Genomic DNA, 19,965 nt, shown 5'->3' on the forward strand with positions numbered 1-19,965 from the left:
TGTTTGTAGGGAGTGGGGAGGGCCCGCTACCCTAAAATATCCCTGCTCATCAGGCGGCCGATGCCCGCGTCCTGCATTTGGGTCCAGGCTTGTTGCAGTGAACCATTGCTGTCGATGGCGCGGCTGGCGTCTTCGATCACGCTGACATCGAGGCCCGCCTCGGCGGCATCGAGCGCGGTCCAGGCGACGCAGAAATCGGTGGCGAGACCCGCAACATAGATCTTGGCGAGGCGCCGTTCGGCGAGATAGCCGCCCAGGCCGGTGCGGGTGCGGCGGTCGGCTTCCTGGAAGCCGGAATAGGAATCAACGCCGCGGTTATAGCCCTTGCGGATGGTCAGCTGCGCATGGGGGATATCGAGATCGGCCGAAATCTGCGCGCCGTGGGTGTCCCAAACGCAATGGTCGGGCCACAGGACCTGGGTGCCATAGGGCAACTCGATGGTTTGGAAGGGTTGGGTGCCGGGATGCTGACTGGCAAAGGAGATGTGATCGGCGGGGTGCCAGTCCTGGGTCAGCACCACATGGGTAAAGCGGCGGGCCAGCTGGTTGATCAGCGGCACGATTTCGTCACCGCCGGGCACGGCAAGGCTGCCGCCGGGCAGGAAATCATTTTGCACATCCACCACGATCAGAACGTCATGCGGGGTGATGTCGAAGGTCATGTGGCATCCTTGCTTGGGCGGTGAATCCAGCTGGCGCGGAGCAAGCCGCGCACGGAATTACCGAGATAAATGGCGTCGGCGCTTGCCAGGTCATCAAGGGTCAGGCGCGCCTCCCTCGCTGCGCCGGTTGCGAGCAGTTCAGCACGCAAGGTGCCGGGCAGCAAGCCGGCCTCGAGCGGCGGGGTGAGGAGCACGCCGCCCTGGCGCAGGAACAGGGAGGTAATGGAGCCTTCGGTCAGCTCGCCGCGCTCGTTGAGAAAGACGACTTCGTCGACGCCAAGCGCGGCCGCGGCGCGCTGGCGCGGCTCGTCGTAAAAAGCGCGGTTGGTGGTTTTATGCGCCAGCCAGAGCGAGCCGGAATCGAGCCGCTCCTCGGCAACCGCGAAGCGGAACAGCGCCGGGTTGGCCGGCAACGGGGTGGCGGACAGGCCGAGCCCCGTCACCTGGTCGAGAGTAAGGCGCACCCGCATGGCCGGCTCGCTCCAGCCGGCAGCGATGTCGGTGAGGAGGCTTGTTGCGGCGTAGCGGTCGAACGGCATGTTGAAATATTGCGCGGAAGCGGCGATGCGATCGAGATGGCGCTCGAGCAGCCAAAAGCTCGTGGTGTTGGTCCAGCGCAGGGTTTCGATCAGGCAGATGGGTGGGCTCTTGTCCGCAAGAAAAGCCATTTTCAGCAGTGCTTCCTCATATTCGTCCTCGGCCACCGAGTCGGCAACGATGCCCCCGCCGATGCCGATTTCCCCCTGCCCCTCCCCGTCGATCACAGCGGTGCGGATCGCGACGTTGAGCGTAAGGTCCCCATTGGGGGCGAAATAGCCGATCGAGCCGGTGTAAAGCCCACGCGGTTCGGCCTCCACCGCGGCGATGATTTCCATGGCCCGCAGTTTTGGCGCCCCGGTGATGGAGCCGCAGGGGAAGAGCTGGGCCAGCAGCTGGGTGGTGCACACATCGGGCAAGCGCTGCGCGGTGATGCCCGAGGTCATGGTGTGGAGCGTGCGCAGGGTTTGCACCGAAAAGAGGTCGGTGACCTGCACCGAGCCGACGGCGCTGATGCGGGACAGATCGTTGCGCAAGAGATCAACGATCATCAGGTTTTCGGCGCGGTTCTTGGGATCGGCGGCGAGGGCCGCGCGGCCCGCTTCGTCCTGTGCAATGGTGCCGGCGCGCCGCCGCGTGCCCTTCATCGGGCGAGCGGACAGCGTGCCGCCGGTGCTGGCGACAAAAAGTTCGGGCGAGCGCGACAAGATCCAGTGCTCGCCGGTGTTGATGAGCGCGCCATAGGCAACCTGCTGCTTGCGCGCGAGATCGCGATAAAGCGCGGCGGGGTGGCCTTCAAGGCGGAAGCGGGCCTTGAAGGTGAGGTTGACCTGATAGGTGTCGCCGGCGCCGATCCATTGCTGCACTTGCCCGAAGCCCGGGGCGTAATCGGCAAAGGGCCGGCTGGGGACGAGGTCGAGGGCTTCTGCGCCCTGCCCGGCTATGGCGCTGTCGAGGCGTTGGTCTACTTCCCCGGCGGACAAGCGTTGGGGCGCGCTGTAGAGGCCAAGCCAAAGCAGGGGAAAAGGCGAGCGCTCGGGCAGGAGGGGCTCGAGGCGCTCTTCAAACAAAAAGCCGAGCTCATAGCTCAGAAACCCGGCGGCCCAGAAGCCCTGCTGCTTGGCTCGTTCCAGTTCCGCCAGGGCGGCTCGGGCTTCCTCGCTGGTATGGGCCACAAGGATGGCGTGCGGGTCCGTGAACAGCAGATTGGTGCCGTCGGGCGCGAGATTGTCGTGGAGCAGCACTGAGCCGGGAGCGAACATGGCTTTGATTCTATTGTGGATGGGCCGCCGTGCAAAGCCACTTGGCGCGAGCGCGGCCGGGTGGCACAAGCAGCGCCGGGCCGGCACGATGGCGGCCCCGGAGGGCCCCTCGTTCAGGCAAATCGCTTTTGTTCTGCTTGAACGCTTCCAGCCCCCCTCCTATATACCCCTCACGCTCAGCAATGAGCACACCCAATTCAAGGAAACCCGGCTCCGAAGGCCCTGGAAACCCGCTTTCAAGAGGGGTTTCGATCAAGGGTTTTGCTTAAAAAGAGGCACGTTATGGCTAAAGTAATCGGTATCGACCTGGGCACCACCAATAGCTGCGTCGCCGTGATGGACGGCAGCAATCCCAAGGTGATTGAGAACGCCGAAGGGGCGCGTACCACCCCCTCCATGGTGGCATTTTCCAAGGATGGCGAGCGTTTGGTTGGCCAGCCGGCCAAACGGCAGGCGGTGACCAATCCCGAAGGCACGCTGTTTGCCGTCAAGCGCCTGATCGGGCGCCGCTTCGATGACGCGGTTGTGGCCAAGGACAAGAACCTGGTGCCCTTCAAGATCGTCAAGGCGGACAATGGCGACGCCTGGGTGGAAGCCTCGGGCGAGAAATATTCGCCCTCGCAGGTCTCGGCCATGATCCTGCAGAAGATGAAGGAAACCGCCGAATCCTATCTCGGTGAAACCGTCACCCAGGCGGTGATCACGGTTCCCGCCTACTTCAACGATTCGCAGCGCCAGGCCACCAAGGATGCCGGCAAGATTGCCGGCCTTGAAGTGCTGCGCATCATCAACGAGCCCACCGCAGCGGCGCTGGCCTATGGCCTCGACAAGAAGAACAGCGGCACCATTGCCGTTTATGACCTTGGCGGTGGCACGTTCGACGTGTCGATCCTCGAGATCGGCGATGGCGTCTTTGAAGTGAAATCCACCAATGGCGACACGTTCCTGGGTGGCGAGGACTTCGACAACCGCCTGATGGATTATCTGGCCGACGAGTTCAAGAAAGAGCAGGGCATCGACCTGCGCAATGACAAGCTCGCCCTGCAGCGCCTCAAGGAAGCTGCCGAAAAGGCCAAAATTGAACTTTCGAGCGCAACCCAGACCGAAATCAACCTACCCTTCATCACGGCAGACGCTTCGGGCCCCAAGCACCTGACGCTCAAGCTGACGCGCTCCAAGCTCGAAACTCTCGTGGAAGACCTGATCCAGCGGACCATCGACCCCTGCAAGCAGGCGATGAAGGATGCCGGGGTTTCGGCAGCCCAGATCGACGAAGTGGTGCTGGTGGGCGGCATGAGCCGCATGCCCAAGGTCCAGGAAGTGGTCAAGCAGCTGTTCGGCAAGGAGCCCCACAAGGGCGTGAACCCGGACGAAGTGGTGGCGCTTGGCGCAGCGATCCAGGCCGGCGTGCTGCAGGGCGACGTCAAGGACGTGCTGCTGCTCGACGTGACCCCGCTGTCACTGGGCATTGAAACCCTGGGTGGCGTGTTCACCCGCCTGATCGATCGCAACACCACCATCCCGACCAAGAAGAGCCAGGTGTTCTCGACGGCCGAAGACAGCCAGAGCGCCGTGACCATCCGGGTGTTCCAGGGTGAGCGCGAAATGGCGGCCAACAACAAGCTGCTGGGCAATTTCGACCTGACCGGCATTCCCCCCGCACCGCGTGGCGTGCCGCAGATCGAAGTGACCTTCGACATCGACGCCAACGGCATCGTGCAGGTTTCGGCCAAGGACAAGGGCACCGGCAAGGAGCAGCAGATCCGCATCCAGGCTTCGGGTGGTCTCAGCGACGCCGATATCGAAGCCATGGTCAAGGAAGCCGAGCAGAACGCCGAAGCCGACCGGCAGAAGCGCGAAGCGGTGGAAGCCAAGAACCAGGGCGAAAGCCTGATCCACTCGACCGAAAAGTCGCTCAAGGAATATGGCGACAAGGTTTCGGCCGAAGACAAGACGGCGATCGAAACCGCTCTTGCCGATCTGCGCTCGGTGATCGAAGGCGACAATGCCGAAGCGATCAAGGAAAAGACCGCGGCTCTGGCGGAAGCGTCGATGAAGCTGGGCGAGGCCATGTACAAGGCATCGCAGGCGGAAGCCGAGGCCAAGGCCTCCGGCACGGACGACGGCGATGACGACGTGGTCGATGCGGACTTCGAGGAAGTGCGCGACGACGACAACCAGAAGTCGGCGTAAGCCTTCAGAATGGTCTAGAGGGGTCCGGCTTGGCCGGGCCCTTTTTGTTTTTGGGCCGGGGCAACAGGGTTTCACGTGAATCCAAGAGTTGCTGGCGTGCCCTACCCTTGATAATCACCCTTGCACCGGCGGCGCAGCGTCGCCATCTGTGAGGCAGTTCCAACCAATCCCATCGGTGCCGGGCTGGCGCGCTCCCCGCGCGACGCCCGTACCGCAGCCCGGCGTCTGGAGACAATTTTCTTGGCCAAACGAGATTTCTACGAAGTGCTTGGCGTTGCCAAGGGAGCCGACGATGCGGCACTCAAGAGTGCTTATCGCAAGCTGGCCATGCAGCATCATCCCGACCGCAACCCCGGCAACAGCGAAGCGGAAGCCAAGTTCAAGGAAATCAGCGAGGCCTATGACACGCTCAAGGACGGCCAGAAGCGCGCCGCCTATGACCGGTTTGGCCATGCCGCGTTTGAAAATGGCGGTGGGCGTGGAGGCGCGGGCTTTGGCCCCGAATTCAACTCCTCGATGTCGGATATCTTCGAAGACATCTTTGGCGATTTCATGGGCGGCCGACGCGGCGGTGGCGGGGCCTCGGCCAAGCTGCGCGGCTCGGATTTGCGCTATAATCTCGAAATCTCGCTCGAGGAATCCTATACCGGCCGCACGGTCGAGATCGATGTGCCAACCCTGGTTGGCTGCACCACCTGCGATGGCTCGGGCGCCAAGCCGGGCACCGGCACCCACACCTGCCGGCAGTGCAATGGCCATGGCAAGGTGCGCGCTGCCCAGGGCTTTTTCACCATCGAGCGGACCTGCCCGGTGTGCCAGGGCCGCGGCCAGATGATGGACCAGCCCTGCACCGATTGCGGTGGCCAGGGCCGGCGCGAGGAGAATCGCAAGCTTTCGGTCGATATTCCCAAGGGGATCGAGGATGGCACGCGCATCCGGCTGGCCAATGAAGGGGAAGCGGGGCTGCGCGGTGGCCCGCCGGGCGATCTTTACATCTTCATTTCAATCAAGCCGCACGACCTGTTCCAGCGCGACGGGGCCGATCTTTATGCGCGTGTCCCTATCGCCATGACGACGGCGGCGCTGGGGGGCGAGTTCGAAGTGCCAACGCTTGATAATGCGCGAGCCAAGGTCAAGGTGCCGGCCGGCACCCAGCCGGGGCAGCGCGTGCGCCTCAAGGGCAAGGGCATGCCGGTGCTCCGCTCCAAGGACCAGGGCGATCTTTATGTGCAGCTCGATATCGAGACGCCGCAAAACCTCAGCCGCAAGCAGCGCGAACTGCTCGAAGAATTCCAGCGCCTGACCACGGACGAAACCAGCCCCACTTCAGACGGGTTTTTCGCCAAGCTCAAAAAGATGTTCGACGCCTAAGGGCGCTGCTGCCGGTCAAGAACCGGCGGTTGCCGCCGGCGGGACGACGAGCACGGCTTCGTCGAGTTCACGCGACAGGGCTGTGAGCGCCGCCCTGCCCGCTTCCTCGGCATCGGCGATGGCGGTGCCGAAGGGCACTTCAAGCCCAAGGCGCTTGTTGGAGTCATCGGCCCACACGAATGACAGATAGCTCTTGCCGGCCGTCAGGTCGTGCGAGAGATGGGTCACGTTCAACTTCGAAGCCATGAAATTGTCTCCCTCAGTGCGCGTTGAGACGATCCCATCGGCAGCTATGCGTCAACATGGCTTGTGCACATCCCGCAGCTGAGCAACATTGATCCTCCAACGCGGAGGAACACTGCCGGCATGGCCACTGCATTGACGCTTTCAGGCTCGATCCGGCGCGGCTCGCTCAACCGCGTGCTGCAGCACCATGTCGGGGGCAAGCTCACGCAAGCCGGGGTTGCGGTCACCCAGCTTGAACTGGGCGACTTTCCCATGCCCCTGTTCAACGAGGATCTGGAACCGGACCAGGTACCTGAAGCAGCGCCTGTTCTCGCGCAGCTGTTTGCCAGCCACGACATCATCTTCTGGGCCAGTCCGGAATATAATGGCGGGCTGACACCCCTGACGGTCAACACCATTGCCTGGCTCAGCCGGCAAAAGCCCAATCCGTTCCGGCACGCCGTTTTTGGCATTGGCGGGGTGAGTTCGGGCAAATATGGCGCGGTGATGGGCCAGTCCTATGTGCGCGATAGCCTGAGCAAGCTCGGGGCCCTGGTGGTGCCGACGCTGCTCGGCATTGGCCCGGGCGCCGCTGCCTTTGATGCGGCCGGCAATCCGACCGAAAAATCCGTGGTCGGCAAGATCGAGCAGCTGGTGCACGATCTCACCCATTTCAGCAGAGGCTAGCAAGCGATGCGGGCACTTTACCTTTCCCACCCGCAGATCAGCATGGATGCCAATGTGCCGGTGCCGCTGTGGCCGCTGTCGGCCGAAGGGCGCGAGCGGGCTGAGCGCTTTGCGGCGCGGGGCGTGGTGCCGCCCGGCGCGATGATCTTTTCGAGCCGCGAGCGCAAGGCACTCGATCTCGCAGAAGTTCTCGCGGCGAGCACCGGGACAGTGGTGTTGAGCGATCACCTGATGGGGGAAAATGATCGCAGCAGCACCGGCTTTCTGCCGCCGGCGCTGTTTGAGCTGGCGGCGGACCAGTTCTTTGCCGAACCCCATAGCAGCTACCAGGGATGGGAACGGGCGATCGACGCGCAGGCCCGTATCGTTGAAACGGTGCGCACGGCGCTGGCCAGTGTCCCCCCGGGCACCCCGGCAGTGTTTTGCGGGCATGGCGGGGTGGGCACGCTGCTCAAATGCTTTGTCGCAGGAGTGCCGATCGATCGCAAGGAGGACCAGGGACGCCGCGGCGGTCGGGGCGGTGGCAATGGGTTCGTGTTCGATCTTGCCGAGGGACAAGTGCTGCTGGACTGGACCCCGCTCGAGGAATTGCCGGCCGACTGGTTCACCGCGCCGGCGATTGCGGAGGCGCGGGTTTTGACCTAAGCCTCCCGGCAGTTTTTGAGCCCGGGAGAAGCAGCGGTGAGCGGAGAATTGATTGTTGGTCTGGACCTGTCGTCGCGCGCCAAGGCCGAAGACATGGTGGCGCGGCTGGGCGACAGCGTCGAGTTCTACAAGATCGGCTACCAGCTGTTTTATGGCGGGGACGGGTTTGCCCTGGGCAAGGAGTTGATTAGCGCGGGCAAGAAGGTATTCTTCGATCTCAAGCTCCTCGACATCGACAACACGGTTGAAAAAGGGGTCGCTGCTTTCGCGCAGACGGGCGCGACCATGCTGACCGTGCATGCCTATCCCAAGACCATGCGCGCCGCCGCCAAGGCCGCCGCCGGATCGGGGCTGTGCGTGTTGGGCGTTACCGTGCTAACCTCGATGGACGATGCCGATCTGCGCGAAGCGGGTTATGAGCGCGATGCGGCGGGCCTCGTCGCGCTGCGGGCCGAACAGGCGCGGGCAGCCGGGATCGGTGGCGTTGTGGCTTCGGCCCATGAAGCGGGGATGGTGCGCAATCTCGTGGGTCCTGACCTCGCGGTAGTGACGCCCGGCATTCGCCCGTCCGGTTCGCCGGCGGGGGACCAGAAGCGGGTCATGGGTCCGCGCGAGGCGCTCGACGCCGGCGCGACCCATCTCGTCGTGGCGCGCCCGATTATCGAAGCGCCCGATCCCGCAGCGGCAGCCCGGGCGATCCTCGCCGAAATGGCCGGCGGCACCCGGCTTGCCTAAACTCTTCCTGCCCACGCTAAATGCCCTCGTGGAGCGCTACCTTGCCGAAGTGGCGGAGCGGGGAGAATACCTCTCCCTGTTACGCTGGCAGATCGCAGAGGGGCATCAGCTCGATGAGCGGAGCACCTTGCCGGGGCATGTCACGACCAGCGCCTTTGTGCTTTCGCCCGATCTCCGGCAGGCGCTGTTGATCGACCATGTCACCATCGGCCGATGGCTGCAGCCGGGCGGGCACTACGAACCGGCGCCGCGCTTTGCCCAATCGGCGGCACGGGAAGCCTTCGAGGAAACGGGGGTCGCAGATCTGCGGCTCCATTCCTGGCACGGGGATGGCGATCTGCCCTTCACCATCGACAGCCATGACGTGCCGGGCAAACCGGCCCGCAACGAGCCGGCGCATGTGCACCACGATCTGCAATATCTGTTCGTGGCCGACCCGGCCTTGCCGCTCACGCCCCAGCTCGAGGAAGTGCATGGCGCGCAGTGGCGGCCAGTCGAGGCGCTGGCCGATTTCGCCCCGCGCGCGCTGCGGCGGCTGGAGGCGCTCCGAGCCTAGCCTGCTAGCCCGTACTGGCGGGTGAGGTCGCCCAGATCGAGCTGCGGGCGCGCGCCGATATGGGTGATCACCTCGGAGGCGGCGAGGCAGCCGGTCTTGAGCGCGGTTTCAAAGGTTTGGCCGCGCGCAATGGCCAAGAGGAAGCCCGAGGCGAAGAGATCGCCGGCGCCGGTGGCATCGACGACATGGGGCACCGGGAAGGCTGGTACCGAAACCACTTCGCCATTGCAGATGGCCATGGCGCCATCGGCGCCCATGGTAATGGCGGCGAGCTCGGCATCTTTGGCGATCTCGCGCACGGCGACACCCAGATCATCGGTCTGGTAGAGCGATTTCAGCTCGTTGATATTGGCAAAGACATAGTCGATGGTCTTGGAGCGGATGAGATCGAGGAACTCGGCGCGATAACGATCGACGCAGAACGGGTCCGAAAGGGTGAAGGCGGCGGCGCGCTCGTTCTTGTGGGCGTAGTGGGCGGCCAGCACAAAGGCCTTTTTGGCCTCGACCGGGTCCCACAAAAAGCCTTCCATATAGGTGATGGCAGCGCCGCCGATCTCGTCGGGGCGGATGTCGCGCTCGGTCAGCTCGTGGCAGGCGCCAAGATAGGTGTTCATGGTGCGCTCGCCATCTTCGGACAGGAAGATCATGGAGCGGGCGGTGAGCGCGCCGTTTTCGAGGCGGCTGGTGGCGTAGTAGACGCCCAGCGCATCAAGATCGGTGGCAAACACATCGCCCAGGGGATCGTCGGCGACCTTGCCGATAAAGGCCGCGCGGCCACCAAGGGAGGCGACGCCGGCGGCGGTATTGGCGGCGCTGCCGCCCGAGATCTGCTGCTTGCCCAGGGGCATCTTGTCGTAAAGATCGGCAGCGCGGTCGGTGTCGATGAGGTGCATGATGCCCTTGCTCATGCCTTCGCGCTCGATGAAGCCTGGCTCGACGGGGGCGATGATATCGACAATGGCATTGCCAATGGTGAGAACGTCAAACCGTGTTTCGGACATGCAGGGGCTCCGGGACCAGACCTTGGCGGTGTAGAGGATCGCGCCGGGCTGTGCAATTGGCCAGCCGAACTAGGCGGGTAGCCAGCTTAGGAGCGGCCGATGATCTGAGCGATCAGGTCGCGGGTGTCTTCGCCTGCTTCAATGGCAATCTGGCCATCGAGCAGCAGCACGGCAAGGCCGTGAACGCGCGCCCACGCGGTGAGCGAGGCAATGCGGGCTTCCCGCCCTTCCCCGCCAGCAACGCGGCGCAGGGTGGCAAAGGCGGCATCGGCGGCCATGCGCAGGCCGGGACGATTGGCGCGGCGCAGCTGCGGGGAAAACATCAGGCGAAAGAGATTGCCGTTATCAAGCGCGAACAAGACATAGGCGCGGCCCATGGCGGCGAGCGGATCGGGCGGGTTCGTGGCGCCGACCTCGTCCATCATCTGGGTGAAGCGGCGAAAGCCGGTTACCGCCAGCGCTTCCAGGAGGGCAATGCGGCCGTCGAAATGGCGATAAGGCGCGGCTGGTGACACGCCAACGGCCCGGGCGAGTTCGCGCAGGCCGAGGCCCGCCTCCCCTTCCCGCTCCAGAATGATGAGAGCGGCGTCGAGCAAGGCGTTGCGCAGATCGCCATGGTGATACGGCGGGTGGTTCGAAGTTGACATTGTTCACATGCCTAAACTAGCATGTGAACAGCGTCAACAATGGAGCGGAAGATGGATGCAGATCTTGCCTTGGCGATCGGTCACCATCTAGCGGTGTTCACCTTGGTTGGCGCGATCGCAGCCGAATTCGTGCTGCTGCGTCCCGGTCTAGACGGCGTACAGCTGCAGCGCTTGGCGCGGCTCGACGCCGTTTATGGCAGCGCCGCAGTGCTGGTCGTTCTAGTGGGAGTGATGCGGCTGTACTGGGGTGCCGCGGGTCCGGACTATTATTTCAGCAATCACGCCTTCTGGGGAAAGATGGCCGCCTTTGTGGCGGTGGGCCTGCTGTCAATTGCGCCCACAATTGCCTTTGGCCGGTGGCGCAAAGCCCTTAGCGCCGATCCCGGCTTTCGCCCAAGCGAAGGTGAAATTCGCCGGCAGCGTCGGTTCCTCCATGCCGAACTGGGCTTTCTCATCCTCGTGCCGATCTTCGCGGCGATGATGGCGCGGGGTTACGGCAGCTAACTCGAGAGCGGTTGCGGTCCGCCGCCGGGTGCGGGCGTCTTGGGCTCGAACAGGCACCATTGCCGGATGGGGCAGCGCCAGCATTCGGGCTTGCGCGCCTTGCAGATATAACGGCCGTGCAGGATCAGCCAGTGATGGGCATGGAGCGCATACTCAGGTGGAATAACCTGCATGAGCCGGGTTTCCACCGCCAGCACCGTGGCGCCTGGAGCGATGCCGGTGCGGTTGCTGACCCGGAACACATGGGTGTCGACGGCCATAGTGGGCTGGCCAAAAAAGATATTGAGCACGACATTGGCGGTTTTGCGCCCGACGCCGGGCAGGGATTCCAGCGCCTCCCGATCGGCCGGGACCTCGCCGCCATGCTCGGCCAGGAGCTTTTGGCTGAGGGCATAGACATTCTTGGCCTTGGTGCGGAACAGGCCAATGGTGCGAATCATTTCCTCGATGCGCTCGGGGCCAAGCGCCACCATGGCGGCGGGGGTGGGCGCGAGTTGAAAGAGCGCGCGGGTCGCCTTGTTGACGCCGGCATCGGTCGCCTGCGCCGAAAGCACTACGGCAACCAACAAAGTGAAGGCGTTGACATATTCGAGTTCGCCCTTCGGCTCAGGGTCTATGCTGTGGAAGCGCTCGAAGATCGCCGCGATAGCCGCGGGAAGCAGTGACTTCACTTTTTTTAATGGCGGCATTTTCTCACTCCCCGCTTTGGGGTTATATGGCTTGAGAGCTTTACCATGTCGATGCAAGCTACAACCACAGCGCCGCTCTTTGCAGCTAGGCTGACGCCACACCGCTCCTTGTCGCGACGCGGTGGCTGGTTCGTTGTTGCCCTGGCAGGCGTCCTCGCGCTGATTCCGGGGGTTATCTTTTTCTCGATGGGCGCCTGGCCGGTTATCGGTTTCATGGGCCTAGACGTGCTGGCCATTGCCTGGGCGATGCATGCCTCGATCAAGGGCGGCAAGCAGGCCGAGCAGGTGCGGCTGTGGAAGGATCGGCTCGAGCTGACCAGCATCGGGGCTAAGGGCGAAACCAGCACGCAGCTGTTTGACCCGCGCCAAGTGCGGCTAGTGATCGAGCGCGATATCAACGAGCGCACAACGGGTTTGTTGTTGCGCTCGGGCGGACTCGATACGCCGGTGGGGGCGTTCTTGCATCCCGATGACCTGTCGAGCTTCAGCAAGGCCTTCGGTTCGGCCCTGCGCAAGGCGCGCGCCTAGACGTTGTTTTCGGGTCGCTTGCGGGGGCGCATTGGCCTAGCTTCTTCCCCATGAACACGCATGTGACCATATCCGCAGCCGATGATTACGAGGCGATCCGCGCGGCCATTCGCTATCTCAGCGAAACGGGCCCGGATGAACTCGATCTCGCCCGGTTCGCCCGCGCGCTGGGGCAAAGCGAGCGTTCGCTCAGCGAATTGTTTCGCCGCTGGTGCGGGCTGACGCCCAAATCCTTTGCCCAGGCAGTGGCGCTCGACCATGCCAAATCGCTGCTGGCGAGCCGGCAAAGCGTACTCGACACCACCTATGAAGTGGGTCTCTCCTCGACCTCGCGGCTACATGATCTGTTCGTGACCTATGAGGCGATGCCGCCCGGCGTGTTCCGGGCCGGTGGCGCGGGGATCGACATGATCTGGGGCGCGGCCCCCTCCCCGTTCGGGACCGCCGTCGTGACTGCCACCGACTACGGTATTTCCGGGCTGGGCTTTGCCGATGGGGAGACCAGCATCGAACGGGCCTTCGAGGATCTGGCGCAGCGCTGGCCCAATGCCCGGTTCATTCGCGACGATGCGCGCATTGCGCCCATGGTCGCCCAGGTGTTTTCGCCCGAGCATTGGTCGTCCGAGCAGCCGGTGCGGGTGGTGCTGATCGGCACCGACTTCGAGGTCAAGGTGTGGGAGACGCTGCTTTCGATCCCACTGGGGCAGGCCAGCACCTATGCGGAGGTGGCGCGTCAGGTGGGACGGCCCTCGGCATCGCGGGCGGTGGGGGCGGCGGTGGGCAAGAACCCGATCAGCTTTGTGGTACCCTGCCACCGAGTGGTGGGCAGTTCAGGGGCGCTGACCGGCTATCATTGGGGCGTGCCGCGCAAGCGCGCGATCCTGGGGTGGGAAGCCGGGGTCATTTCGGCCACCCACCCGGTTTCACGTGAAACCTAGAGCTCGATGCGGCGCTCCAGCGCCCCGTCGCCGCCGATCTCGTAAACCGTGGGCTGGCCGGTCGCGATCTCGCGCTTGAGGATCTGCTCGGGCGTCAGCCCCTCAATGGCCATCACCATGGCGCGCAGCGAGTTGCCATGGGCAGCGATGAGAATGGTTTCGCCGGCCTGGAGACGCGGCAGGATCTCGGCTTCGTAATAGGGCAGCGTGCGGGCCGCCGTGTCCTTGAGCGATTCGCCGCCCGGAGGGGGCACATCATAGGAGCGGCGCCAGATCAGCACTTGCTCCTCACCCCATTTGGCGCGGGCATCATCCTTGTTGAGACCCGAGAGGTCGCCATAGTCGCGTTCATTGAGCGCAGTGTTGCGGACGATGGTGCAATTCAGAACCCCCATTTCCTCGAGCATCAAATCGAGCGTGTGCTGGGCCCGGCGCAGAGCCGAGGTATAATAAAGGTCGGGCACGATGCCCGCGGCCTTCAGCGCCTTGCCGGTGGCGCGGGCCTCTTCCATCCCCTGCTCGGTCAGGTCGGGGTTACGCCAGCCGGTAAAGAGGTTGAGCAGGTTCCATTCGCTTTGCCCGTGACGGACAAGGATCAGGGTGCCGGTCATGATGAGGTCCTTGATGACTGGGTGAGGCCGAGCACATCGGCAATGGTGTAAAGGCCGGGGGCCTGATCGCGGGCCCAGAGCGCGGAGCGCAGGGCGCCATTGGCAAAGATGGAGCGGTCTTCGGCGCGATGACCGAGCTCGAGGCGCTCGCCGGGACCGGCAAAGATGACGCTGTGATCGCCAACGACCGTGCCGCCGCGCAGGGTGGCAAAGCCGATCGTGCCGGCTTCACGCGGGCCGGTATGGCCATCACGCACGCGCACGGATTTTTCCTCCAGTGAAACGGCGCGACCGCGCGCGGCCGCTTCCCCGAGGATGAGGGCGCTGCCCGAGGGGGCGTCGACCTTGCGGCTATGATGCATTTCAACGATTTCGATGTCGTAGTCGGCCAGAGCCGCAGCGGCCTGTTCCACGAGGTTGGAGAGCACGGCCATGCCGAGGGAGAAATTGCCTGATTTGACGATGCGCGCGCCGGCCTTGGCAGCGGCGGCAATCGCCGAGTCGTCCTCGGGGGTGCAACCAGTGGTGCCGATCACATGGATCAAGCCAGTGTCAGCGGCCCGCTGTGCCAGTGCGACGCTGACCGCGGGGGCGGTGAAATCGATGATGGCGTCGGCGCCGGGCAGCGCGGTATCGATCGAATCGACCACCGGAATGCCGAGGGCTTCGAGCCCTGCTAGCGTACCGGCATCACGCCCGAGCACGCTTGAGCCGGGCCGATCCAGGGCGGCGTGGAGCACCACGCCGGGATGGTTGACCAGCGCCCGAATATTAGCTGCGCCCATGCGCCCGCCGGCGCCCGCGACGATTACCCTCAGTTCCGCCATCATCTACTCCGATTTTCGGCTTTGCCTATAGCAGCGCCATCGGGCCGCGCCAACTGCGTGCCCCGCGGGGACCGGCGTGCTAGGTTGGGAAACTCTAAGGGCGGGGTAGATCTTGCATGACCATCACCAATGCACTTGCGGGCATCGCGGTCGACGATTTCGGCGAGTCGCTGCCTTGGTATGAGCTGTTGTTCGGTCGGGAGGCCGATTCGCGCCCGCTGGGCGATGTGGCCGAATGGAAACTGCCAACCGATGGCTGGATCCAGCTGATTACCGACGGGGACCGGGCGGGTGCATCGACGCTGACGCTGATCGTCGATGATCTGGCGGGGGAATTGCACCGGCTCAAAGGCGTGGGCATCGAGCCGGTGGCCAAATCGATGGGTGATTTCTTCAAGACCGCCAAGCTGCGCGACCCCGACGGCAACCAGATCGTCTTAAGCGAGCCGCGGCCGGGGACGTACTAAGCGTCAGACGCGACGCAGGCGCACTTCCTCGATCAAATGGCTCTTGCCCTTTTTGAGGATCAGATCGGCGCGGCCACGCGTCGGCAGCACATTGTTGAGCAGATTGGGCAGGTTGATGGTTTCCCAGACCTTGTTCCCAAATGCCCCCGCCTCTTCCTCGGTCATATCGGCAAAACGGCGGAAGAACGAATTGGGGTCACGGAAGGCGGTTTCGCGCAGGCGGAAGAACCGCTCCATGTACCAGTCGCGCAGATCATCCTCGTCGGCGTCAATGTAGATGGAGAAGTCGAGGAAATCCGAGGCAAAGAGGATCGGGTCCCCGGTCTTGGGGAGTTCGCCGGTTTGCAGGATGTTGAGCCCCTCGACAATGAGGATATCGGGGCGATCGATCACCACTTCCTCGCCGGGTACGACGTCGTAAACGAGGTGAGAATAAACGGGCACCGAGATCTTGCCCTTGCCCGATTTCACATCGGCGAGGAAGCCGACGACGCGAGCGCGATCATAGCTCTCGGGAAAGCCCTTGCGCTCCATGAGGCCGCGCTCGGCCAGAACGGCATTGGGGTACAAGAAGCCATCGGTGGTGACGAGATCGACCTTGGGGCTCGCCGGCCAGCGGCGCAGCAGCGCCTGAAGAATGCGGGCCGTGGTGGATTTGCCCACGGCAACCGAGCCCGCAACGCCGATGATGAAGGGCACGCGCTGGTCGGGCGTGCCCAGAAAGCGCGTCGAAACCTGGTGCAGATTCTGCACCGCTTCCACATAGAACGACAGAAGCCGGGTTAGCGGCAGATAGACTTCCTCGGCTTCCTCGAGCGAAATGGGATCGGAGAGGGTGCGCAGGCGCGCAACATCCTCGCGCGTCAGGGTCATGGGCTCATCGGCGCGCAGCTTGGACCATTGCGCCTTGGTGAGGTGGTGATAGGGCTCGGGGGGACGACGCTTGAGCTTGGCCATCAGTGCTCTGCGCCGCGCGAAGCTTTTTCCTCGAGCCCGCTCTGGGCGGTGCGGCGGTCAAGCTCGGCCATGACCTCGGCCAGCGGCACGTCAGCCGCGCGCAGCAGGACAAGCAGATGGTAAAGCACGTCAGCAGCTTCCTTGGTGAGTTCAGGCTTATTGCCGGTGACGGCGGCAATCACGGCTTCGGTGGCTTCTTCGCCGAGCTTTTGCGCTGATTTTTCGATGCCCCGGGCCAGGAGCTTGGCGGTGTAGCTCTCTTCCGGGGAGGCTTGGGCGCGCAAAGCGATGCGGGCGTCGAGTTCCTCGAGGGTCATGGGGCAATCCTTTGCTCGGGTTCGACATCGGGCGGGTCCATGCGCACAGCAATGCCGTGGTCGCGCAGGTACTGCTTGGCCTGGGGGATGGTGAAGGTGCCGAAGTGGAAGATGGAGGCGGCCAGCACGGCGCTGGCATGGCCTTCCCGGACGCCCTCAACGAGGTGATCGAGCGTGCCGACGCCACCGGAGGCGATCACCGGGACTTCCACGGCATCGGCGATGGTGCGGGTGAGGGGCAGATCAAAGCCGGTCTTGGTGCCGTCGCGGTCCATGGAGGTCACGAGCAATTCGCCGGCGCCACGCTCGACCATGCGGGTGGCAAATTCTACCGCATCAATGCCAGTGGGCTTGCGGCCGCCATGGGTCCAGATTTCCCAACCTGCCCCCTCGGCGCGGGCCTTGGCGTCGACGGAAACGACGATGCATTGATTGCCGAACTTGTCGGCGGCGCGAGCAATGAAATCGGGATCGCTGACGGCGGCAGAGTTGATCGCGACCTTGTCGGCCCCGGCCAGCAGCAGGCGACGAATGTCTTCGACCGTGCGCACGCCGCCGCCAACGGTTACCGGCATGAAGCAATGCTCGGCGGTGCGGCGGACCACATCGACAATGGTGTCGCGCCCTTCATGGCTGGCGGCAATATCGAGGAAGGTCAACTCATCGGCGCCGGCGGCATCATAGGCCATGGCAGCCTGGACGGGATCGCCGGCATCCTGAAGGTCAACGAACTGCACGCCCTTGACGACGCGGCCACCCATCACATCAAGGCAGGGGATCAATCGGGTCTTGAGAGTCATCGGATTATCCTTGCGGCAGGCGATGGTGCCGGCGCCAGGCCAGCCAGTGAATAGTAAGCATGATCAGCCAGACCAGCACGGCTCCGCCACCGAACGGAATGCTGGCCAGCATCAGCCAGCCCATCAGGGCCATGGCGTAAAGCGCTTCCCCCCAATCGGCCCCGGCGATCATGCAGGCATGAACAGAGCCTTCGTCCAGTTGGCAATTGTGCCAATCGGCAAGACCTGTGGCCAGCCATACCGAAATCAGTGGCAGGAGGGCCAGAAAGACGATTACGGCGAGCGCCAGAAGGTAGAACCGCCAGGGAAAGCGGTTCGCCATTCAGGCCGCCTGCCGCAGCAGGGTCAGGGCTTCACGTGAATCAATGCGCCCATCGTAAAGGGCACGGCCAGTGATCGCGCCTTCGAGCACCTGCGCATCGGGTTGGGTCAGGCGCTCAATATCAGCCATGGACGCCAAGCCCCCCGAGGCGATCACCGGAATGCCGGTGGCGCGGGCAAGCTCGAGGGTCGAGTCCCAATTAATACCGGCGAGCACGCCGTCGCGGTCGATATCGGTATAGATGATGGCGGCAACGCCAGCGCCTTCAAAGCGCTGGGCGAGCTCGATGACGCTGAGCTCGGAGGTCTCGGCCCAGCCTTCCACCGCCACCATGCCGGCGCGAGCGTCGATGCCGACGGCGACCTGGCCGGGCCATTTGCGGGCGGCTTCCTTGACGAGGGCGGGGTCGCGCACGGCGACAGTGCCGAGGATGACGCGCGCTAGGCCCTTCTCCAACCAGGCTTCGATATGGCCGAGATTGCGGATGCCGCCGCCGAGCTGGACGGGAAATTTCACGGACTTAAGGATAGCTTCCACCGCGGCGCCGTTGACGCTTTGGCCGGCAAAGGCGCCATTGAGGTCAACGACGTGGAGATACTCAAAGCCCTGGTCTTCAAAGCTCTTGGCCTGGGCGGCCGGATCGTCGTTGAAGACGGTGGCCTGGTTCATGTCCCCAAGCTTGAGGCGCACGCATTGGCCATCCTTGAGGTCGATGGCGGGGAAGAGGATCATGGCGTCCACCTCAGGAAGTTTTCGATCAGGCGCAGGCCCAGGGTTTGGGATTTTTCCGGGTGGAACTGCGCGCCAAAGAGATTGTCGCGCCCAACGCAAGCGGTCACCGGGCCGCCGTAATCGGCAGTGGCGATGAGATGCTCGGGATGGGTGGGGCGCAGGTGATAGGAATGCACGAAATAGGCGTGGAGCCCATCAGGGCCGTCGGCGATCCCCGACAACAGGGCATGGGCGCGCTCGAAGCGAAGCGTGTTCCATCCCATATGGGGGATCTTGAGGCTGGTATCGGTGGGGGTGATGCGCTCGACGGGGCCGGGAATCCAGCCAAGGCCGGGGGTGATTTCCTTCTCGCGGCCTTCGCCGGCCATGAGCTGCATGCCCACGCAGATGCCCAGGAACGGCGTGCCGCTGGCGATGACCTTGCTGTTGAGGGTTTCGACCATGCCGGGCACGGCATCGAGACCGCGCTTGCAATCGGCAAAGGCGCCGACGCCGGGCAGCATGATGTGGTCGGCCTGGCGGACAACTTCGGGGTCGGCGGTGACGAGGATTTCCGGCGGATGCTCAAGGCTTCCTGCCACCCGCTCGAAGGCTTTGGCGGCGGAGTGCAGATTGCCTGCGCCGTAATCGATGATGGCAACGCGGCTCATTGCAGGGCCTCCAGTTGAGCCTGTTCGGGATAGGGTGCCCAGAGTTCACGGCGATAGGTCCAGCCGGTGCGGGCCAGCTTGGCGCGGCGCAGCGCGGGCGCGGCAAAGCCGATCGACGCGGCCAGCACGCCATAAAGAGCTGTGGTGGCGCCCTGCCCCAGCCAGAGCGAACTCACAGCCAGCACGAGGACAAGGAGCACAAAGGCCAGCAGTTCGAGCCAGAGCCCATGGCGCAGGGCAAAAACCGGCGGCAGCCAGAAGGCGAGCCAGGAGAAGCGATCCCCCACGGCGACGGGCAGATTGGCCTGGCCGGGCTTGGCGTCAAAAATGGCGTAAAAGGTCACCAGTTGGCTCCAGTGCACAAAGAGCGCGGCGGAGGGCAGACCCGGGGCGTGGGCCTGCCGCGCGGGGTGTTCCCGCCCGCTGCTGCTCCATTAGGGCAAAAGGGGCCGCAGTGAAAGCCTAGAGCGTGCCCTTGGTGGAGGGAACGCGATCGGCTGCCCGCGGATCGATTTCGAGCGCCACGCGCAGGGCACGGGCGACGGCCTTGAACATGGACTCGGCCAGATGGTGGCTGTTGTCGCTGTAGAAGTTCTCGATGTGGAGGGTGATGCCGGCATTGACCGCAAAGGCCTGGAAGAATTCCTGGAACAGCTCGGTGTCGATCTCGCCGATCTTGTCGCGGCTCCACTGGGCGCGGAACACGAGGAAGGGGCGGCCCGAGACATCGAGCGCTGCCCGGGTCAAGGTGCCGTCCATGGGCAGATCGCAGCTGGCATAGCGGTTGATGCCGCGCTTGTCGCCGATGGCCTCGCGAATGGCTTGGCCCAGGGCAATGCCGACATCCTCTACCGTGTGGTGGAAGTCGATATGCAGATCGCCCGTGCAGCTGATCTCCATGTCGATCAGGGAATGGCGCGCCAGCTGGTCGAGCATGTGATCGAAAAAGCCGACACCCGTCGCCATGGCGTGCTTGCCGGTGCCATCGAGATTGATGGAGACGCGGATATCGGTTTCGTTGGTCTTGCGGGCGATCGTGGCAGTGCGCATTGGGGCCTCCGGGCGTCGGGCTCCTAGCATGTAGCGCCGCAGCCTTAAAGAT

General features: G+C 64.0%; 26 protein-coding genes. 10 read left to right on the forward strand and 16 right to left on the reverse strand.

The features are described from left to right. Positions 1-26: 26 nt before the first annotated feature. Together pncA and pabB are read right to left on the reverse strand one after the other, a co-directional pair. Positions 27-662 carry a bifunctional nicotinamidase/pyrazinamidase gene (pncA, locus tag AC3YMN_RS07250; RefSeq protein WP_172121720.1) on the reverse strand — a complete coding sequence of 212 codons (636 nt, stop codon included), beginning with the start codon at positions 660-662 and terminating at the stop codon, positions 27-29. After that, positions 659-2,461, reverse strand: coding sequence for an aminodeoxychorismate synthase component I (pabB, locus tag AC3YMN_RS07255; protein WP_489889496.1), 1,803 nt, complete (start codon positions 2,459-2,461; stop codon positions 659-661). The genes pncA and pabB overlap by 4 nt, the downstream gene beginning before the upstream one ends. A 282-nt stretch (positions 2,462-2,743) precedes the next feature. Between pabB and dnaK the strand changes: the two genes are divergently transcribed. Continuing rightward, positions 2,744-4,654 (forward strand): molecular chaperone DnaK, encoded by a 1,911-nt coding sequence (gene dnaK / locus AC3YMN_RS07260; protein ID WP_127754993.1) that lies wholly within the window; start codon positions 2,744-2,746, stop codon positions 4,652-4,654. A 240-nt stretch (positions 4,655-4,894) separates the two neighbouring features. Continuing rightward, positions 4,895-6,025 (forward strand): molecular chaperone DnaJ, encoded by a 1,131-nt coding sequence (dnaJ, locus tag AC3YMN_RS07265; RefSeq protein ID WP_489889497.1) that lies wholly within the window; start codon positions 4,895-4,897, stop codon positions 6,023-6,025. Between the two features lie 15 nt (positions 6,026-6,040). Here dnaJ and AC3YMN_RS07270 read toward each other — a convergent pair whose 3' ends face one another. After that, the gene (locus tag AC3YMN_RS07270; RefSeq protein ID WP_489889498.1) at positions 6,041-6,271 is read right to left on the reverse strand and encodes a hypothetical protein; all 231 of its coding nucleotides are present in this window, start codon (positions 6,269-6,271) and stop codon (positions 6,041-6,043) included. A gap of 120 nt (positions 6,272-6,391) precedes the next feature. Here AC3YMN_RS07270 and AC3YMN_RS07275 point away from each other — a divergent pair, with 120 nt between their 5' ends. From AC3YMN_RS07275 to AC3YMN_RS07290, 4 genes are read left to right on the forward strand one after another with little or no spacing between them, the layout of a single operon-like run. Continuing rightward, positions 6,392-6,937 (forward strand): NADPH-dependent FMN reductase, encoded by a 546-nt coding sequence (locus tag AC3YMN_RS07275; RefSeq protein WP_489889499.1) that lies wholly within the window; start codon positions 6,392-6,394, stop codon positions 6,935-6,937. Positions 6,938-6,943: 6 nt separating this feature from the next. Next, positions 6,944-7,582: a histidine phosphatase family protein gene (locus AC3YMN_RS07280; RefSeq protein WP_172121715.1), complete on the forward strand. Its 639-nt coding sequence runs from the start codon at positions 6,944-6,946 to the stop codon at positions 7,580-7,582. 36 nt (positions 7,583-7,618) lie between these two features. After that, positions 7,619-8,317, forward strand: coding sequence for an orotidine-5'-phosphate decarboxylase (pyrF, locus tag AC3YMN_RS07285; RefSeq protein ID WP_127754988.1), 699 nt, complete (start codon positions 7,619-7,621; stop codon positions 8,315-8,317). Further along, a complete protein-coding gene (locus AC3YMN_RS07290) occupies positions 8,310-8,873 on the forward strand; it encodes an NUDIX hydrolase (RefSeq protein ID WP_489889500.1) in 564 nt (187 codons plus the stop codon). Before pyrF ends, AC3YMN_RS07290 begins: the two co-directional genes overlap by 8 nt. On the opposite strand, the gene AC3YMN_RS07295 is transcribed toward AC3YMN_RS07290, so the two are convergent. After that, positions 8,870-9,874, reverse strand: a complete 1,005-nt coding sequence (locus tag AC3YMN_RS07295) for an adenosine kinase (protein ID WP_489889501.1) — start codon at positions 9,872-9,874, stop codon at positions 8,870-8,872. The genes AC3YMN_RS07290 and AC3YMN_RS07295 overlap by 4 nt on opposite strands. An 86-nt stretch (positions 9,875-9,960) precedes the next feature. Then, complete coding sequence (locus AC3YMN_RS07300; RefSeq protein ID WP_127754985.1) at positions 9,961-10,521, reverse strand: TetR/AcrR family transcriptional regulator; 561 nt, start codon at positions 10,519-10,521, stop codon at positions 9,961-9,963. Positions 10,522-10,572: 51 nt separating this feature from the next. On the opposite strand from AC3YMN_RS07300, the gene AC3YMN_RS07305 reads away from it, so the two are divergent. Next, positions 10,573-11,025: a DUF2214 family protein gene (locus tag AC3YMN_RS07305; protein WP_489889502.1), complete on the forward strand. Its 453-nt coding sequence runs from the start codon at positions 10,573-10,575 to the stop codon at positions 11,023-11,025. Here the strand turns inward: AC3YMN_RS07305 and nth are convergent. Further along, positions 11,022-11,714 (reverse strand): endonuclease III, encoded by a 693-nt coding sequence (gene nth, locus AC3YMN_RS07310; protein WP_489889503.1) that lies wholly within the window; start codon positions 11,712-11,714, stop codon positions 11,022-11,024. The genes AC3YMN_RS07305 and nth overlap by 4 nt on opposite strands. A gap of 45 nt (positions 11,715-11,759) precedes the next feature. Here nth and AC3YMN_RS07315 point away from each other — a divergent pair, with 45 nt between their 5' ends. Both AC3YMN_RS07315 and AC3YMN_RS07320 read left to right on the forward strand, forming a co-directional pair. Then, positions 11,760-12,242 carry a DUF2244 domain-containing protein gene (locus tag AC3YMN_RS07315; RefSeq protein ID WP_489889504.1) on the forward strand — a complete coding sequence of 161 codons (483 nt, stop codon included), beginning with the start codon at positions 11,760-11,762 and terminating at the stop codon, positions 12,240-12,242. Positions 12,243-12,304: 62 nt separating this feature from the next. After that, positions 12,305-13,180: a methylated-DNA--[protein]-cysteine S-methyltransferase gene (locus tag AC3YMN_RS07320; RefSeq protein ID WP_489889505.1), complete on the forward strand. Its 876-nt coding sequence runs from the start codon at positions 12,305-12,307 to the stop codon at positions 13,178-13,180. Here AC3YMN_RS07320 and AC3YMN_RS07325 read toward each other — a convergent pair. Together AC3YMN_RS07325 and dapB are read right to left on the reverse strand one after the other, a co-directional pair. Next, the gene (locus AC3YMN_RS07325) at positions 13,177-13,791 is read right to left on the reverse strand and encodes a 2,3-bisphosphoglycerate-dependent phosphoglycerate mutase (RefSeq protein WP_489889506.1); all 615 of its coding nucleotides are present in this window, start codon (positions 13,789-13,791) and stop codon (positions 13,177-13,179) included. The two genes, AC3YMN_RS07320 and AC3YMN_RS07325, sit on opposite strands and share 4 nt — an antisense overlap. Further along, complete coding sequence (dapB, locus tag AC3YMN_RS07330; RefSeq protein WP_489889507.1) at positions 13,788-14,618, reverse strand: 4-hydroxy-tetrahydrodipicolinate reductase; 831 nt, start codon at positions 14,616-14,618, stop codon at positions 13,788-13,790. Before dapB ends, AC3YMN_RS07325 begins: the two co-directional genes overlap by 4 nt. Positions 14,619-14,734: 116 nt before the next feature. Between dapB and AC3YMN_RS07335 the strand changes: the two genes are divergently transcribed. Then, positions 14,735-15,085, forward strand: a complete 351-nt coding sequence (locus AC3YMN_RS07335) for a VOC family protein (protein ID WP_489889509.1) — start codon at positions 14,735-14,737, stop codon at positions 15,083-15,085. A 3-nt stretch (positions 15,086-15,088) separates the two neighbouring features. Here the strand turns inward: AC3YMN_RS07335 and coaA are convergent, their stop codons facing one another. The 8 genes from coaA to hisB form a co-directional block, all read right to left on the reverse strand. Beyond that, entirely contained in the window at positions 15,089-16,042 is a 954-nt protein-coding gene (coaA, locus tag AC3YMN_RS07340) for a type I pantothenate kinase (RefSeq protein ID WP_489889510.1), read from the reverse strand. Beyond that, on the reverse strand, positions 16,042-16,359 hold the full coding sequence (locus tag AC3YMN_RS07345; protein WP_489889511.1) for a phosphoribosyl-ATP diphosphatase: 318 nt from the start codon (positions 16,357-16,359) through the stop codon (positions 16,042-16,044). Before AC3YMN_RS07345 ends, coaA begins: the two co-directional genes overlap by 1 nt. Further along, positions 16,356-17,159, reverse strand: coding sequence for an imidazole glycerol phosphate synthase subunit HisF (gene hisF / locus AC3YMN_RS07350; protein ID WP_489889512.1), 804 nt, complete (start codon positions 17,157-17,159; stop codon positions 16,356-16,358). Before hisF ends, AC3YMN_RS07345 begins: the two co-directional genes overlap by 4 nt. Before the next feature lie 4 nt (positions 17,160-17,163). After that, positions 17,164-17,481, reverse strand: a complete 318-nt coding sequence (locus tag AC3YMN_RS07355; protein ID WP_489889513.1) for a hypothetical protein — start codon at positions 17,479-17,481, stop codon at positions 17,164-17,166. Beyond that, a complete protein-coding gene (hisA, locus tag AC3YMN_RS07360) occupies positions 17,482-18,213 on the reverse strand; it encodes a 1-(5-phosphoribosyl)-5-[(5-phosphoribosylamino)methylideneamino]imidazole-4-carboxamide isomerase (RefSeq protein WP_489889514.1) in 732 nt (243 codons plus the stop codon). Then, a complete protein-coding gene (gene hisH, locus AC3YMN_RS07365) occupies positions 18,210-18,863 on the reverse strand; it encodes an imidazole glycerol phosphate synthase subunit HisH (protein WP_489889515.1) in 654 nt (217 codons plus the stop codon). Before hisH ends, hisA begins: the two co-directional genes overlap by 4 nt. Continuing rightward, on the reverse strand, positions 18,860-19,207 hold the full coding sequence (locus AC3YMN_RS07370; protein ID WP_489889516.1) for a DUF2628 domain-containing protein: 348 nt from the start codon (positions 19,205-19,207) through the stop codon (positions 18,860-18,862). The genes hisH and AC3YMN_RS07370 overlap by 4 nt, the downstream gene beginning before the upstream one ends. A gap of 118 nt (positions 19,208-19,325) precedes the next feature. Then, on the reverse strand, positions 19,326-19,943 hold the full coding sequence (gene hisB, locus AC3YMN_RS07375) for an imidazoleglycerol-phosphate dehydratase HisB (protein ID WP_489889517.1): 618 nt from the start codon (positions 19,941-19,943) through the stop codon (positions 19,326-19,328). Between the last annotated feature and the right edge of the window lie 22 nt (positions 19,944-19,965).

This window comes from Devosia sp. Z11_6 (genome assembly GCF_058133665.1).

Coding starts and splice junctions, on each gene's coding strand:
- pncA (WP_172121720.1), bottom strand. CDS start 662: ATGACCTTCGACATCACCCCGCATGACGTTCTGATCGTGGTGGATGTG.
- pabB (WP_489889496.1), bottom strand. CDS start 2,461: ATGTTCGCTCCCGGCTCAGTGCTGCTCCACGACAATCTCGCGCCCGAC.
- dnaK (WP_127754993.1), top strand. CDS start 2,744: ATGGCTAAAGTAATCGGTATCGACCTGGGCACCACCAATAGCTGCGTC.
- AC3YMN_RS07270 (WP_489889498.1), bottom strand. CDS start 6,271: ATGGCTTCGAAGTTGAACGTGACCCATCTCTCGCACGACCTGACGGCC.
- AC3YMN_RS07275 (WP_489889499.1), top strand. CDS start 6,392: ATGGCCACTGCATTGACGCTTTCAGGCTCGATCCGGCGCGGCTCGCTC.
- AC3YMN_RS07280 (WP_172121715.1), top strand. CDS start 6,944: ATGCGGGCACTTTACCTTTCCCACCCGCAGATCAGCATGGATGCCAAT.
- AC3YMN_RS07295 (WP_489889501.1), bottom strand. CDS start 9,874: ATGTCCGAAACACGGTTTGACGTTCTCACCATTGGCAATGCCATTGTC.
- AC3YMN_RS07300 (WP_127754985.1), bottom strand. CDS start 10,521: ATGTCAACTTCGAACCACCCGCCGTATCACCATGGCGATCTGCGCAAC.
- AC3YMN_RS07305 (WP_489889502.1), top strand. CDS start 10,573: ATGGATGCAGATCTTGCCTTGGCGATCGGTCACCATCTAGCGGTGTTC.
- nth (WP_489889503.1), bottom strand. CDS start 11,714: ATGCCGCCATTAAAAAAAGTGAAGTCACTGCTTCCCGCGGCTATCGCG.
- AC3YMN_RS07315 (WP_489889504.1), top strand. CDS start 11,760: ATGTCGATGCAAGCTACAACCACAGCGCCGCTCTTTGCAGCTAGGCTG.
- AC3YMN_RS07325 (WP_489889506.1), bottom strand. CDS start 13,791: ATGACCGGCACCCTGATCCTTGTCCGTCACGGGCAAAGCGAATGGAAC.
- dapB (WP_489889507.1), bottom strand. CDS start 14,618: ATGGCGGAACTGAGGGTAATCGTCGCGGGCGCCGGCGGGCGCATGGGC.
- AC3YMN_RS07335 (WP_489889509.1), top strand. CDS start 14,735: ATGACCATCACCAATGCACTTGCGGGCATCGCGGTCGACGATTTCGGC.
- coaA (WP_489889510.1), bottom strand. CDS start 16,042: ATGGCCAAGCTCAAGCGTCGTCCCCCCGAGCCCTATCACCACCTCACC.
- AC3YMN_RS07345 (WP_489889511.1), bottom strand. CDS start 16,359: ATGACCCTCGAGGAACTCGACGCCCGCATCGCTTTGCGCGCCCAAGCC.
- hisF (WP_489889512.1), bottom strand. CDS start 17,159: ATGACTCTCAAGACCCGATTGATCCCCTGCCTTGATGTGATGGGTGGC.
- AC3YMN_RS07355 (WP_489889513.1), bottom strand. CDS start 17,481: ATGGCGAACCGCTTTCCCTGGCGGTTCTACCTTCTGGCGCTCGCCGTA.
- hisA (WP_489889514.1), bottom strand. CDS start 18,213: ATGATCCTCTTCCCCGCCATCGACCTCAAGGATGGCCAATGCGTGCGC.
- hisH (WP_489889515.1), bottom strand. CDS start 18,863: ATGAGCCGCGTTGCCATCATCGATTACGGCGCAGGCAATCTGCACTCC.
- hisB (WP_489889517.1), bottom strand. CDS start 19,943: ATGCTAGGAGCCCGACGCCCGGAGGCCCCAATGCGCACTGCCACGATC.